Below are 12,269 nucleotides of genomic sequence, written 5' to 3' on the forward strand. Positions count from 1 at the left end.
CGACGCGAGGCTGGGGGTGCAGATGGTCATCGCGTTGTCCGGGATGCAGCGCGTGCAGGCGGCCCGGTTCTCCTCTCGATCGCTTTGCTCCCCCAGTGGCTAAGTATGGTTAGCATAAGCTAACTTTTGCCGATTTGGGGTATGAACTTCCTATGTATTTGGCGCAAACGTCAATTTGGGCGGGTGGGATCAGCGGCGGTAGTCGGCCAGGTTGGCAGTGAGTTCGTCGAACAGCGCCTGGTTCAGTGCGAAGGCCACCTTGACCTCGTCGACGACGCGGTCGATGTCGTCCTGATCGAGGTCGAGGCCGTCGAGTCGGGCCCGGTAAGCGTCCTTGTACGGCTTGGGACGCATCGGGAATTCGTAGAACGACAGGCCGGCGCCGTCCAGGTCGAAGGACCGGTCGAGCACCCGACCGATGGCCTGGCCGCCGGACAGGTCACCGAGGTAGCGGGTGTAGTGGTGAGCCAGAAGGGCTCCACCCCAGGCGGATTCGGCGATCCGGGTGCAATAGGCCCGGGCGGCAGGGGAGTCGACCTCGCGTGTGGAGTTCGGGGCCCAATGGTCGAGGTCGGCCTCGATGGTGGCCAACCGTTCGAGCATCGGGTCGTGGAACGCGCCGACGACCGGGTCGGTCCGTCGGGCCCTGACCGTGTCTTCCAACGTGCGATAGACCGCGCGTAGTCGCAGCAGGTAATCGACGTAGCCCTGGTCATTGACCCGTCCGCTGAGCAACTCCGACATGAACGACGACTGCTCGGCGGCCTCGTGCTCGCTTCGTGAGTCCTCGCGCATGGCGACGGACAGCGATCGGACGGTCTCGGGGGCAATGGCGCTCGGCATACTCTGACTCCAGGTGTTTTAACGACAGGTTGTCAACATCATGCCGACAATCTGTCAGGAAACCTAGCACCGGGTCGCGTGCCGTGGGGATCTACGTTTTTGCGGACAGTCCGCGCAGGACAAACTGCTCGATGGCTGCCACCGGAAGATGGCGTGGCGCCAGGCACGCATGGATCAGCGACATCGTGGCGGCCTCGTCGTCGACGTTGAACTGCCCGTCGGCCACACCCTGCGCGAGGATCTCGCGCAGCACGTTCTCCACCGCCACCACGTGATCGCGGATGGCCAGCATGGTCTCGTTCGACAAGGCGCCATAGAGCTGCATGCCCATGCCCATGTGGAATTCCTGCCCGGCTTCGAGCTGGTGCCGGATGTAAACCCTCAGTCGCCCAACGGGATCGTCCACCTCGGACAGGGCGTCGCGCAGCCCGTCGAGGTAGCGACTCGTCTCATGGGACGCGAATGCGATCACCACCGACTCTTTGTCCGGGAAGTGGTGATAGATCGCGGTCCGCCCGATGCCGGCCTCGGCCGCGAGCTTGGCCATCGTGATCGCGTCGAAGCTGTGCTCGGTCATCAGGGCGGCGAATGCCTCGAAGATGCGCTGCTGGATCTGCTCGCGGTGTTCTTCGACCGATGAGGCGCTGATCCTGGGCACGCTCGAGTCTAACGCCCGCCCTGCCTGCGAATTCTGTTAGTCCAGCCTTAGCCGGCAGGTGGAGAACCCGCCGTCCACTACAGTCTCGATACCCAACTGACTGAAGGGCGGTACTTCGTGGTGCGAGCCTTGCGGGACTTACCCATCCCGGCGCGCGTGACGTCCGCGGCACGCACCCTGCATCCGGTCGGATTGGCCGTCGCGCTGCTGTTCTTCGCCTGGTCGATGAGCCCGTCTCTGTTACCGCGCGCGTGGTATCTGCAGGGGGTCGCAACGGGTATCAGTGTCGGGATCGGATACGGGCTGGGGTGCGCGACGGCGTGGGTCGTGCGGCGTTGCGGCCTCCGTCCGCAATGGTCCTCGCGCACCCGGCGGATCGGGTGGTGGACGCTGGCCGGTGCTGCCGCCGTGGTTGTCCCGACGTTCCTGATGCTCGGGTCATGGTGGCAGCAGATCCTGCGCGACCTGATCGGCATGCCACGTGCCGAGCGGTCCTTCTACCTCCTGGTCTTCTTGATCGCGGTGGCCATCGCATTGGCGCTTGTCGCAATCGGGCGTGGATTACGCTGGGCCACCGCTCGTTTGACCGATATCGGCGGCCGGGTCGTGCCCGGCCCGGTGGCGCGGCTGGCCGCGGTGGTGATCGTGGTGGCCCTTGTGGTGATGGGGCTCGATGGTGCCTTGCACCGCGGCCTGCTGAGCATGGCCGAACGTTCGGCGAAGGTGGCCGACAAGAGCACGGCCGAGGGCGTGACCCAGCCGAGCGCACCCGAACGCTCCGGTTCGTCGGCGTCGGCGCAGGCGTGGGACACCCTCGGCGCCGAAGGTCGGAGTTTCGTGGCCGGTGGCCCGAGCGCCGAACAGATCTCGAAGATCACCGGCGCCGCGGCGCTCACCCCGATCCGGGTGTACGCCGGACGCACCTCCGCCGACAGTATCGAAGGCATCGCCGAGCAGGTGGTCGCCGAGCTGCGTCGCACCCACGCCTTCGAGCGCAAGGTGCTGGCCGTGGTGACCACCACCGGGCGGGGTTGGGTGAACCCGAACGTGGCGGCCGCCCTCGAATACGTCAACGGCGGGAACACTGCGATCGCATCGATGCAGTATTCGTTCCTGCCCAGCGCACTGTCCTTCATCGCCGACCGGGAGACTCCGCCATTGGCGGGGCAGGCATTGTTCGAAGCGGTGCACCGGGTTTGGGCAGAATTGCCGGAGGCCACGCGACCGAAGCTGGTGGTGTTCGGGGAGAGCCTGGGTTCCTTCGGCGGACAGTCGGCGTTTGCCTCCGGCGCGGATATCGTCGCCCGTACCGACGGCGCGCTGTTGGTCGGAACGCCGAACTTCGCCCAACCCTGGGGGAGGCTCACCGCCAATCGGGATCCCGGCTCGCTGGAACGTCTACCCGTGATCGAGGGAGGGCGCCACATCCGCTTCGCCTCCCGGACCTCCGATTTGAATCTCGCTGGGCCCTGGGGGTTTCCGCGCGTGGTGTTCTGGCAGCATGCCAGCGATCCGATCACGTGGTGGTCGTTCGATCTGCTGCTGCACCGTCCGGACTGGTTGCGGGAACCGCTGGGGCCCGATGTGGACCCGGGGATGCGCTGGCTGCCGTTGGTCACCTTCTGGCAGGTGACGCTCGACATGATCTTCTCCGCCGACGTGCCCTACGGTTACGGGCATGCGTTCGGCCCGGATGCCGCTGACCTGTGGGTCGACATCCTGGCGCCGCGGGGATGGGATCCCGCTTTGACCCAGCGGATCCAGGACGCGATTGCCGCGGGCTGAGCTGCCCGAGTCACCGAATACACGGCGGCCTTCGCATAGGCTGCGCGTTTGTGGGCGGACTGTTCGGGTGGGTCATCGGTGTGCTGTTGTTGTTCGGGCCGGTCTTGCTCGCGATCGGTGCCGTCGCGTGGCGCAACGAAGTGCTCGCCAAGCGGATCGGTGCGCATCAGGCTGAGCTCAAGTTCCTCTTGGGACAGGCTATGGAGGAGGCGGCGCGCGGACGCGCACTGGGTGCGGAGAAATCCTTCGTCGCGTGGCGCGTCGAATGGGCCCGAGACGGTGTCATGCGAGTGGAGAACACTGGGAGTGACAAGGCTCGCTCGGTCACCGCCAAGGCGTGGAACGCGTCTGGATCGGCCGAAAAGACCGTGAGTTCGGTCGAACCGGGCGCCTCGGTAAACCTGGGTGTTGTGCTGGCCGCCGCGGACGACACCGAGGTCGAGCTCACCTGGCGCACAGAGTTGGGCCGCTGGACGACCGAACGGTACGTGGCCAAACGCTGATCGGCTCAATCGCACCTTCGAGCGGATGACGGGATTCGAACCCGCGACCCTCACCTTGGCAAGGTGATGCGCTACCAACTGCGCTACATCCGCGCGCCACGAGCGAGATCGTCGCCCGTCGCGAAGCTGAACAGTAGTCGACCGAAGCGCACAGACACAAATCCATCGTTCTGATTTGCATTGTGGGGCAACATATACGGCGAGGCGGTCAGCTCGTAGGATTCCTGGATGCCGCTCAACGTCGATGAGACGTTCTCCGTGTTCAGGATCATTCGACCGCTGGGGTCGGGCGCGACGGGGGAGGTCTACCTCGCTCAGCATCCCCGGCGTCGTGGCCGAGATGCGCTGACGGTGCTGCCCGACGATTGGTCCACTGAGCCCGAGTACCGGGAGCGGTTTTGCCGTGAAGCTGATTTGGCTGCCACGTTGTGGCATCCCAGCATTGCCAGGGTCCATGGTCGCGGGGAACGCGACGGTCGGCTCTGGATGTCGACGGACTTCGTCGAGGGCACGGATCTCGCTGGTCTCCTGGAACAGCGGTACCCCAACGGACTACCGCGCGAACAGGTTTTCCGCATCATCATCGCGGTTGCCGGTGCGCTCGACTACGCACACAAGCACGGTTCGCTACATCGCGACGTCAGACCGGCCAACATCATCCTCACCGACGTCGGCGGTGATGCGGAGCCGCACGCCGTTCTGGTCGACCTGGGTATCGCCCGCAACATCGGCGCCGTGGACAGGCCCGGCTATGGCGCACCCGAACAACTGATGGGGGAGGACGTCGACGGCCGCGCAGACCAGTACGCCCTGGCCTGCACCGCCTACCACCTCTTGACCGGGATGCAGCTGTTCGCGCACGCCAATCCCGCTGTCGTGGTCAGTCGTCACGTCAACTCCAAACCGCCGGCGTTGGCCGAAATGCGGCCCGAGCTGGCCGACCTCGACCCGGTGCTGGCGAAAGCCCTCGCCAAGAACCCGGCAGACCGATTCATCAGCTGCGGTACTTTCGCGCACGCCCTGGCCGATGAAACCCCGTTACCCGCGCTGACTTTGGCGCAGGCACCGGCCGCGCCGGTGCACACGACCGGGTTTCGGTTACCCGACAAGCCAGGTTGGGTGCCCATAGCGGCGACCGCCGCCGTCTGCGTCATTGCCGGCGTCGGCATGTGGCAGCTGTGGCCATCCGCTGACGCCGCAGCGGGTGAGCAGCCGAGTCCACCGCCGAGCACAGCCGTTGCGAGCGCCACCAACGCCGCGGCCATCCCAGCGCCCAGCGGCCCGACCTTCGACGGCCTCTACCGCCTCGACTACGACAACCCCCACGCCACCCTCAACGGCAACCCCTGGCCCGCGGCCGGCAACCAAATCGCAAGCTACTGGTGGGCATTCCGATCGACCTGTAAGCCCTCGGGATGTGTTTCGACGTCTACGCGCATGGACAGCATCAACCATGCCGTGCCCTACCTCGAGGGTGGCGGCATGACGGCCGTGTTCCGCTTCCTCAACAATGCTTGGCAGGGTGATCCCGGGAAAGGCTCACTTCCGTGCGAGGCGCCGAACGCCGGGCAAGCACAGGCAACGGACACGGCATTGGCTTTGACGCCGCAGCCGGACGGCGGGCTGGCCGGCGCTCAAACCACCACCATCCAATCCAACGAGTGCGGGCTGCAAGGTGCGGTGATCACCGTGCCAGTTCTCGCCACGCGGCTCGAAGACGTCCCACCGGGTAACCCGGTCGCCGACCCTGCCGCGGTCGCTGAGCCGCTGACACCCGCTCCGCAATTGCCCCCGCCGGTACCGGTTGGCCCGCCGCCACTCGCGCCGCCTCCGCCACCGGTGTCGCCCGCCCCTCCAGTGGCGCCACCGCCGGCGATCGGCGCCATCATCCCCAACCCCGTTCCGCCCGCCGCTCCGCCCCTCCCACCGGCATAGTTGCCGACTCCGGTCGGCAACCGTATCTCAGCAGCTTCATTGAGAAGTGCCGCCCGGTAGCCACTTGCGCGACCTTCGACATCTGGACGGCGCAATGGCCGCGCAGACGCGAGACCGCGATCTTTCGTGCTCGTGCTCGTGATCGTCTTCCTGCGATGCGACTGTCACGTCATCAGCGCCGAGCGTCGAGGTGGGTTCGCGAGACGTGGAGTCTTTGTCGGTGATATGCGTCCACGCCCACCACGCTCCGAGGGCGGCGATGAGGGGAATGGAGACGAACCAGAACGACAACATGAATACCGGAGCCAGGTCCCACATCAGAAGGCCGACGTATTTGTTCGAGGACTGCGTCTCGACACCGCTACCGGGTGAGAGCGCCACGGCATAAACAACGATCACGGTCGCTACATAGATCACGAATGCTGTCCCGACAGTTGACCAGAACCATCGCCACGCTGACGGCTTATTGAATCGCATCGTCTTGTACCTACAGTGGGGATACCGCTCCGAAACGCATCGGTGTGCACCCGCCAGTCCTAGGGCGCGCGGTTGCGGCTTGTCGGCGGCGATTAGTCGATAGCTTCACATTCAGGCCCCGGGAGTGGGCTACTGCTCGGGATTGTCTTCTGGCAAGGTGACTTTCGGGTCAACGGGCAGTGCGACTTCGTCGACGCCTACGTGGGTATAGGCGACCAGGGCTGTGATGCCGGCGACGAGTGGAACGCTCAGCGGCCAGGCGATGACGAGGTACATCGGTCCCCATAGCGTCAGACTAAGCAGCGCCAGGCGCACATATTCACCGCCCGATACCGGTTCGCCCTCGTGGTTGACAATAAACCCGATGCAGACCGCGATACCAGTCAGTACGCAGCTCGCTAGCACCACAGCCACCAGTGACCGAAAAACGCGCCGCTTGGTCGGCTTGGAGAATGTGATCATCGTCCCTCACTTACATTGGGAATCAGGCCTTCTGAGGGATCAGTGAGCTTCGTGGTGTGCTGGTTGAACGGGTCCGGCGCGAACGGAATCGCGTTCTCTAGCTGCCACCGCCAGTCCGGGATATCGGGGCGCACGGGCGGGAGTGTGGCGTCGCCGATCCAGTGATGGCGCATCAGGCTGGTTGCCGGGCCAAGGTCACTGCCCGAGTTCGCTGGAGTCCATTGCAGCACCTCTGGCGGTATCCCTTCGCGATACTGGTACGTCTCCATGCTCGGGTAGATCGTTGTGTTACCGCCCAGGTTGACTGTGCCATTGTCTTGCGGGTCCAGAGTGATCCGACCGTTGACCGTCAAATCTAGCGCCACGCCTCCGGAAAATTCGTAGGCATCCCAGGTGTTGTAGTCGATCGTCATTCGTCCGTCAGGGGCTTCGACCACGTGGATCTGTGGTGGTGCGGTGTCGGCGCCGCCGCGTGCCCCGTCGACAGTGGTGGTGGGATTCTGCCGGATGGCGACAACACCGTTCTCGTAATCCACGAAAAGTGATACACGAGAGTGTTCGGGATCGATGGTGGCACTTGGGCCACGATTGTCCCCGAAATTCTTCGGAAGCAGCCTCAAGTCGACTAGGTCCTGCAAGTCCTTTGGCATATTTTGTACCTCGGCCGCGGGGATGAACCAGTTGCTGCGGACCACGCCTTTGCCCGGCTGTGGGGTGAATCGGCCCGCGACGATCTCGGCAGGTTTTCCATGGTTCTTCGGGTTGTAGCTGTGGGGGTCCAGGCCGGCGGCCATCCGCCAATCGTTGGCAGTGACCGGATCGCGACCGTAGATTTTCTTGAACGCTTCGATCTGATAGCGCGACCGCTCGTCGTTCTGGTTGATCGGGATGGTGGGCGGATTGCCCGGTTCATCGGTGCCGTCGAGCAGGTTGAGGCCGTGCGCCAGTTCGCGGTCGATCATTTCGGCAGAGGCTAAAAGCTGCTTGAGCGTCGTGGTGATGTAGTCGAGGTCGTCCTGGTTGACGTCATCAGTCAGCGGCGTCACCGTTCCGGTTTCGAGGTTGATATCGAACTTGCCGCGCGCCATTTCCTGCACGTTCTGCAGGAACGATTTGAGGCCGTCGATCTCATCGGCGGCCTTGGAGATGACCTTCGATGCCTCCTGGCGGGCAGCGACGTGGTTCGACAGATAGGTGCCGAGTTTGTCGAGGCTGTCGTTTGCAGCGTCTGCGGCCTGGCCGCTCCAGGTGCCGAGGATCGGGAGACCCCGGAGACCGTCCTTGACTCCGTCCATCGAACTGGAGCTGGTGTCTAGCGCTGTCGACACTTCCCGGACCTGTCCCGCATTCCACCGTTCGACGTCGGCGAGCGTCAGAGACATCAGAGGTTCTGGCGGATGCGGAGCAAGTCGACCGCTGCGTCCTGGTCGATGGTCTCGTACTTGTTGCCGATATGGCGGAACGCGTCACGATGATGGGTCAGTTCGCTGCTGATGTGATCGGCGACGGTCTGAAGATGGCTCAATTTGCCCTTGAGCACGTCACCCGATGATCCGACCCATCCCGAGCCGGCAGCTGCGATGTCGGCGTTTGCCGACTGCTGCGCCTGGGCGTGGTCGGCCTCGTGCATATCGAGGTGATCAGCGGACATGAACAGGTGCGTCGGATCGACTTTCAGCGACTGCGACATTGCTTCCCCCTCAGTAAGCAGTGTTAGCTAAGTGCTTAGGCTACCTGGCTGCGGGTACCACGCTTCCCGCGGATTCCCGATCAAACGCAAAAGACGCCCCAGAGGGCTCAAGCCGACGGATAGTCACGCACCGCAGACGGTTCGCGCAGGAGTGACTGTGAAGTTTCACGAACGAGCCGAAGCCACGGCAGCTTAGTGATTCAGGGGTTACGTACTCCTGCACGACGGAACCCGATGGCATCCTGGTCGTGACCGCGAAGATCCACGCTGGCGAATGGCGCGAGCGGTACAGCCCGACCGCACGGGAGTGGTACGAAGTGTTCACACCGAGTGCTGACGCCGAGCACTCCAGGCCCTGGCTGGCGTTCGGTCTCCACTCCTTTAGTCCGCCAAGGGACTAGCACCGCCGCGTGTCCCGGATGCGTGTGAGAAACGTGCGGTGCGTTGATGTTCGGCCGGGGAGAATTAGGGTCGGTTCACTTCGGTTCGCGATCTCGCTACGCGCTCGCCGCATCATCGCGACCGTTCGGTGGATGATCCCGGGTTGATTCCGCATCGTGCTCTGAAAGCTGTCGAGCAACCCACGTTCGATACCGAGCGACCTCTTCATCGAACTCCGTGTGGCGCTGGTTGAGCGGGCTTGAAGGCCCTGGCAATCCGGCTAGCTCACGCAGTATTGGCTGGAAGTCCGGGACGAGTCCCTTGTGGCAGGTGCCGCAGAGAGTAACGAGATTTTCTTCTGCTGTCGGACCGTCCATTCGCCGTGGAATGAGGTGATGGACATGCAATTCCAGATCGATGTGATCCTTTGCCCTGCGGCCGCATATCACGCACCGGTAGTTGTCGCGTTTGAGCACCCGCATGCGCAGGGTGCGGTTGGGGGCACGACGCTCGATCGCTTGGTCCGAGAAATGATCAGTCCCAAGGAAGCCAAATCCACCGACCTCTACGGCACCGTCGTGCATGCACTCGTAGGGACCGATCACGTCTGGCAGGTGAGCCTCGGCGTATCCCTTTTCGACCAGTGCGTGTCCGCCCTGTCGGAGGAAGAGGGCAAAGGCTAGATCGTCATGTATGACGATCCAGTCCTGCTTCTGGTCCGTCCATAACCATATGAACCAGCTTGCATCGACGAGGCTGGCTTCCCGAATTTCCCAGCGAGGGTTTCGCTTGGACCAACCGACAAAGTGCGTGTGTTTTCCCCAGAAGGGGTTTCCCCGACGATCCGCTCCCAGCCTGAGAGCAAAGTACTTCTCGTCAGGACGATTGGTTTTCAGATCTCGAACCCACACAACATCATCAGCTTCTCCAAGCGACCCGTCCTTCATATGGGCCAGTGTTCCACTGAGCGCCGACACAGTTGATCAGCTACGTGCACTGCTGCTGCTAATTCGACACGCAGAAACCGACCAAAGCGGAGCTACTTCGACTGAGGTAGTTCGACAAACTGGGGTTGCGGAAGTACTGCATCTGATCGCCCCCTTCCGTTGTTCTCCAAATACCTCAGGTTTGTCCCTCGGAGAATGCAGGTCAGCTGCCGCGTTCCGCGATTCAGGTTGTCGACGCACTGCCCGGGAAAGCGAAGTCGCTTAGGTCCGGTTTTCGGTTGGGTTGGATCGCGTAGCGGAACTCGACGATATCCTCGCGATTGAGGGGTCCCTGGCGCTGGTAGAGCTTGTCGATGTAGACGAGCGCCCAGAACCCTTTGTGGTTGTGAAGCACAAAGGCATCTCCGACGTTGGCGTAGACGACCCGGTTACTGGTCTCGAACTGAGACACGTCCGCCAGCAGTTCGGTATGTTCCCGCATTTTGTTGAAGGCGGCTACGTGGGCGATGTCGGCAGGATCGCGATATATGCGGAGACCGCTGAGGCCGAGCCAGTCGATGTCCAGGGTGAATTGCGAATCGCCTGACCCGATCTTGTAGTGCCCGCTGTTTTGTGAACACACAAATTCGACGTCGCCGTGAAACGCAGGGTTGTGCCAGCGGCTCGGCGAGTTCCTGATGGCAAGCGTCGCTTCGACGGAGGTGCGTCCCTCAAATGGATTGGTACCGAGTGGCGGTACGGCGTCGACGGGCACACCGTGGATATTGCGCAGGAGGCGTTCGTACGCGGACTCCTCGATGCTGTCGTTGCGGAAGTCTTCCCAGAGCTGGCCGCTGAGGAATGCTGGCAGTTCGGCCTGTGGGTTGTTTCTGAGTATGGGGATGATCGCGTTGGACGCGTTGGTACCCATTTGGCTGTACAACCGGGATGAGAGCATTTGCGCCTCGACGCCGGCGCCGCCGCTGCGGTCGTCACATTTGCGGGTGTAGTTTTCGGATACCACGGCGATTACGCGGTAGTCGTCGCTGGCAGCGCGTTCCATGAAGAGCGAAAGGTTGCCGCCCAGGGTGACGTCCCATCTGTCGAGGCAGACGTCAACCCCGTTCCCGCGCAGTCTGGTGGCGAGCTTCAAAACCCAGTCCGCATGCTCCTCGTCGTCGTGCGAATAGGACATGAACACGCGAGGCGCAACGGAGGTCACGCAGCCTATTCTGCGGCATAGCCGTCGGGCGCTTGAGAGATCCCCCGAGGTCTCGTCATGACCCCATGCACGCGAATTCGCGTGCATGGGCGACCTGCACATTCTCTATGAGGTACGTGTCCAGAGTTGCGTCCATCATGAACGTGACCTGGCGTAACGTGTCGGTGCCTTCCGATACCGTGCTGCGGCATGACTGACAACGACGTCCTGAATGCCGAATACCGCGCGTTCGTGCGACAACTCCATGAGCAGACCATCGCGATTGTTGCCGAGGCCGATCGCTATTGGAACCGGGAGCTGTTTCGCGAGGTAGCCATGTTCACGGCTGGTGTATTCGACCGCGAATACGACGAAGCCCAGCAGAAAGAGGTCTGGGACCGTGCCATGGAGCTCCAGGACCGATTGCAGAACGACATCCAGCCGAAGCTAAACATCCTGGCGTTTGGGCATCCCGATCCTGATGTGCGGCGTGCGGCCGACATCTTCAGCCGGCGGCTGCAGGGAGTGGTTTTCTATCACGACGTCATCCATGCGCGACGTCGTGAGGGTGAACATGCGACGACAGCAATCCAGTTGGCGCACCGGGGATTGACAGAACTTCGGCGGGCTGCCTATCACGCACCGTTCCAAGTTGAACGTCCTCAACCTGAGTACGACGGGAATTCGGTGCACGAGCCGATGGCGAGTCAGCTGACTGACGTTCCGCCCGAGGAGTGGTGAACCGGGGCAGTTGCAGGGCGCATTTACCTCCCGGCCCTGAGCTGGGACAATGAAGTGACTCCGACCGAAGGGCGGGTGTGATGCGGTACTTCACCGATGGCGCCGGCCACATTGCCCGGGTGCATACCGATGCGCCCTTCGGGCCGGAATTCTCAGAGGCGAAGGCTGCAGACCTACAACGCCAAGCGTGACCGCTGGGTCGACGCACCTGGGCTGACCACAGAGCTGCGATTCACCGGCATCTAGGATCCGTCGGAATGATGTTCAAAGGTGCAGGTCAGGGGGGCAGGGTTACGCTTTCGTGCGTGAAGTACTGGATGGAGCAGTTTGGGCAAGGTGCCTTGCTGATTCGTGCTGCCTCCGACCCGCTGGAGAACTTTGACCTCGTTCCGCAGATCTGGGACTGGGATCGGCGGCAGTGGGTCGATGACGACGATGTCGTGGACGAGATGCAGTGGGATCCGAACATCCGGTCGGTGTCGGAGGATCAGGTCCTGGCCGTGCTCGGGGAACGCGTACGGTGATCGACGACGAGTTGTCTCCGCGGTCGGTGCCTCTCACTTATGAGGGGCTGGTAGCCCGCAAGCGGGATGCGGAGCGGTTGCTGGGCGTCAAGCTGCCGGTGTCGAACTACGAGCAGCGACTACGGGACTCAGCCCAGTAGGTG

14 protein-coding genes and 1 tRNA gene are annotated in these 12,269 nt (G+C 62.9%); 6 read left to right on the forward strand and 9 right to left on the reverse strand.

Annotated features, from left to right (window positions below; genetic code table 11):
* Window positions 1–189: 189 nt before the first annotated feature.
* Both HBE63_RS08565 and HBE63_RS08570 read right to left on the reverse strand, forming a co-directional pair.
* Window positions 190–843 (reverse strand): heme oxygenase (biliverdin-producing), encoded by a 654-nt coding sequence (locus HBE63_RS08565; protein ID WP_166904371.1) that lies wholly within the window; start codon window positions 841–843, stop codon window positions 190–192.
* A 91-nt stretch (window positions 844–934) separates the two neighbouring features.
* Complete coding sequence (locus HBE63_RS08570; protein WP_166904372.1) at window positions 935–1,501, reverse strand: TetR/AcrR family transcriptional regulator; 567 nt, start codon at window positions 1,499–1,501, stop codon at window positions 935–937.
* A 129-nt stretch (window positions 1,502–1,630) separates the two neighbouring features.
* Here HBE63_RS08570 and HBE63_RS08575 point away from each other — a divergent pair, with 129 nt between their 5' ends.
* Window positions 1,631–3,286: an alpha/beta-hydrolase family protein gene (locus tag HBE63_RS08575; protein WP_243858570.1), complete on the forward strand. Its 1,656-nt coding sequence runs from the start codon at window positions 1,631–1,633 to the stop codon at window positions 3,284–3,286.
* A gap of 50 nt (window positions 3,287–3,336) precedes the next feature.
* Complete coding sequence (locus tag HBE63_RS08580; RefSeq protein WP_166904373.1) at window positions 3,337–3,789, forward strand: hypothetical protein; 453 nt, start codon at window positions 3,337–3,339, stop codon at window positions 3,787–3,789.
* 20 nt (window positions 3,790–3,809) lie between these two features.
* On the opposite strand, the gene HBE63_RS08585 is transcribed toward HBE63_RS08580, so the two are convergent.
* A tRNA-Gly gene (locus tag HBE63_RS08585) sits at window positions 3,810–3,882 on the reverse strand.
* Window positions 3,883–4,017: 135 nt separating this feature from the next.
* Here HBE63_RS08585 and HBE63_RS08590 point away from each other — a divergent pair.
* On the forward strand, window positions 4,018–5,724 hold the full coding sequence (locus HBE63_RS08590) for a serine/threonine-protein kinase (protein ID WP_166904374.1): 1,707 nt from the start codon (window positions 4,018–4,020) through the stop codon (window positions 5,722–5,724).
* A 36-nt stretch (window positions 5,725–5,760) separates the two neighbouring features.
* On the opposite strand, the gene HBE63_RS08595 is transcribed toward HBE63_RS08590, so the two are convergent.
* The 6 genes from HBE63_RS08595 to HBE63_RS08620 all read right to left on the reverse strand — a co-directional run bounded on the left by HBE63_RS08595 (window position 5,761) and on the right by HBE63_RS08620 (window position 10,882).
* Window positions 5,761–6,201, reverse strand: a complete 441-nt coding sequence (locus HBE63_RS08595; RefSeq protein ID WP_166904375.1) for a hypothetical protein — start codon at window positions 6,199–6,201, stop codon at window positions 5,761–5,763.
* Window positions 6,202–6,330: 129 nt separating this feature from the next.
* Window positions 6,331–6,663 carry a hypothetical protein gene (locus tag HBE63_RS08600; RefSeq protein WP_166904376.1) on the reverse strand — a complete coding sequence of 111 codons (333 nt, stop codon included), beginning with the start codon at window positions 6,661–6,663 and terminating at the stop codon, window positions 6,331–6,333.
* On the reverse strand, window positions 6,660–8,045 hold the full coding sequence (locus HBE63_RS08605) for a WXG100 family type VII secretion target (protein ID WP_166904377.1): 1,386 nt from the start codon (window positions 8,043–8,045) through the stop codon (window positions 6,660–6,662). The genes HBE63_RS08600 and HBE63_RS08605 overlap by 4 nt, the downstream gene beginning before the upstream one ends.
* Window positions 8,045–8,353, reverse strand: coding sequence for a WXG100 family type VII secretion target (locus tag HBE63_RS08610; protein WP_166904378.1), 309 nt, complete (start codon window positions 8,351–8,353; stop codon window positions 8,045–8,047). The genes HBE63_RS08605 and HBE63_RS08610 overlap by 1 nt, the downstream gene beginning before the upstream one ends.
* Window positions 8,354–8,850: 497 nt before the next feature.
* A complete protein-coding gene (locus tag HBE63_RS31330) occupies window positions 8,851–9,681 on the reverse strand; it encodes an HNH endonuclease (protein ID WP_243858571.1) in 831 nt (276 codons plus the stop codon).
* A 223-nt stretch (window positions 9,682–9,904) separates the two neighbouring features.
* Window positions 9,905–10,882 (reverse strand): toll/interleukin-1 receptor domain-containing protein, encoded by a 978-nt coding sequence (locus tag HBE63_RS08620; protein ID WP_166904379.1) that lies wholly within the window; start codon window positions 10,880–10,882, stop codon window positions 9,905–9,907.
* 189 nt (window positions 10,883–11,071) lie between these two features.
* Here HBE63_RS08620 and HBE63_RS08625 point away from each other — a divergent pair, with 189 nt between their 5' ends.
* The 3 genes from HBE63_RS08625 (at window position 11,072) to HBE63_RS08635 (ending at window position 12,266) form a co-directional block, all read left to right on the forward strand.
* On the forward strand, window positions 11,072–11,602 hold the full coding sequence (locus HBE63_RS08625) for a hypothetical protein (RefSeq protein ID WP_166904380.1): 531 nt from the start codon (window positions 11,072–11,074) through the stop codon (window positions 11,600–11,602).
* Window positions 11,603–11,907: 305 nt separating this feature from the next.
* Window positions 11,908–12,126: a hypothetical protein gene (locus tag HBE63_RS08630; protein ID WP_166904381.1), complete on the forward strand. Its 219-nt coding sequence runs from the start codon at window positions 11,908–11,910 to the stop codon at window positions 12,124–12,126.
* Window positions 12,123–12,266: a hypothetical protein gene (locus HBE63_RS08635; protein ID WP_166904382.1), complete on the forward strand. Its 144-nt coding sequence runs from the start codon at window positions 12,123–12,125 to the stop codon at window positions 12,264–12,266. Before HBE63_RS08630 ends, HBE63_RS08635 begins: the two co-directional genes overlap by 4 nt.
* The last annotated feature ends 3 nt before the right edge of the window (window positions 12,267–12,269 follow it).

It is taken from the genome of Mycobacterium sp. DL440, from assembly GCF_011745145.1.
Lineage (GTDB): Bacteria > Actinomycetota > Actinomycetes > Mycobacteriales > Mycobacteriaceae > Mycobacterium.